The organism is Rhizobacter sp. P2_H2 (assembly GCF_056403375.1).
In genome coordinates this window covers 1-1,295 of record NZ_JBFUFP010001327.1, presented here as the reverse complement: position 1 = coordinate 1,295, position 1,295 = coordinate 1, and the positions used below count along the sequence as shown (strand labels likewise).

Annotated in this window: 2 protein-coding genes; both read right to left on the bottom strand. The window is 70.9% G+C overall.

Features of this window, described 5'->3' with window-relative positions; genetic code table 11:
* On the bottom strand, positions 1–646 hold a 646-nt coding region (locus AC1D15_RS32805), incomplete at its 3' end, for a dynamin family protein (protein WP_477829353.1).
* Between the two features lie 148 nt (positions 647–794).
* On the bottom strand, positions 795–1,295 hold a 501-nt coding region (locus AC1D15_RS32800; protein ID WP_477829352.1), incomplete at its 5' end, for a zinc finger domain-containing protein.

The window sequence follows — 1,295 nt, the reverse complement described above, 5'->3', positions numbered from 1 at the left end:
GCCCCGGCGTGTCCAGCACCACCAGGCCGCGCTGCAGCAGCGGGTGCGGGTAGTTGATCATCGCGTGGCGCCAGGCCGGCACCTCGACCTCGCCGGCATCGTTCGTCGGCGGGTTGTCCTCGGCGTTGTCGTCGCTCCAGAAGCCGAGCGCACGCGCATCGTCGACCGACACCCACTGCGTGCGCATCACCTCGCGCAAGGCCTCGGTCAACTGGTCGGGCGAGTGGATGTCGAGCGGGATGTGGCCCCAGGCCTTCGGCTGGCCGCGCAATTCGGCGAGCGACAGGCCTTCGAGGCGGGTCGCGATCGGCAGCAGCGCGAGCGCCGGCGCCTCGCCGGCCTCGTAGCCCAGTTCCACCGGGCACATCGTGGTGCGCCCCGGCGTGGCCGGCAGCACGCGGCGGCCGGTGTCGGAGAAGAAGATCGCGTTGATCAGCTCGGATTTGCCGCGCGAGAACTCGGCGACGAAGGCCACCACGAGCTTCTCGCCCACCAGGTTGCGACGCAGCGCGTCCAGCGCTTCGCTGGCTGCGGGGTCGGCCAGGTCGTTGTCGGTCAGGAAGCGCCCGAATTCATCGAGCCGTTTCCCGATCGACTGTCGCCACTGGCCCAGCTCGTCGACGCTGCTAGCAAAGGAAGTTGACATGGAGGTGCGGGCGCAGGAAAGAGGCGCGGCGCATATTCATGGTAGCGCAAGGCTGTCGGGCACCCTCCCCTCGAAACATCTCGACACCCGCCACCCGCGCGAAGTGTCGATTCCTTGGGGATTGAGGCCGGGCCTTGGCGTTGACAGCTCAGCGTTGACAGTGCGGGCAGAAGAAGGTCGACCGCTGGCCCTGCACGATGCGGCGGATCGGCGTTGCGCAGACGGTGCACGGCTCGCCCTCGCGGCCGTAGACGCCGGCGTGCTGCTGGAACGCGCCGGCCATGCCGTGCGCATCGCGGAAGTCGCGCAGCGTCGAGCCGCCCAAGGCGAGCGCGCGGGCCAGCGTCTCGCGCACCGCGGCGGCCAGCCGCTCGGCACGCGGGCGGCTCAGCCGGTCGCTGCGCAGCCGCGGGTTGATGCCGGCGGCGAACAGCGCCTCGCACGCATAGATGTTGCCGGCACCGACGACGATGTCGCCGCCGAGCARCGCCTGCTTGATCGCGACGCGCCGCCGCTGCAGCGCCGCATGCAGGTAGGTGCCGGTGAAGGCCKGATCGAAGGGCTCGAGCCCGAGGCCGGCGATCAGCTTGCCGGCCGCCCCGCCGTCGAGCGCCTCGGACCACACCACCGCCCCGAAGCGCCGTGGATC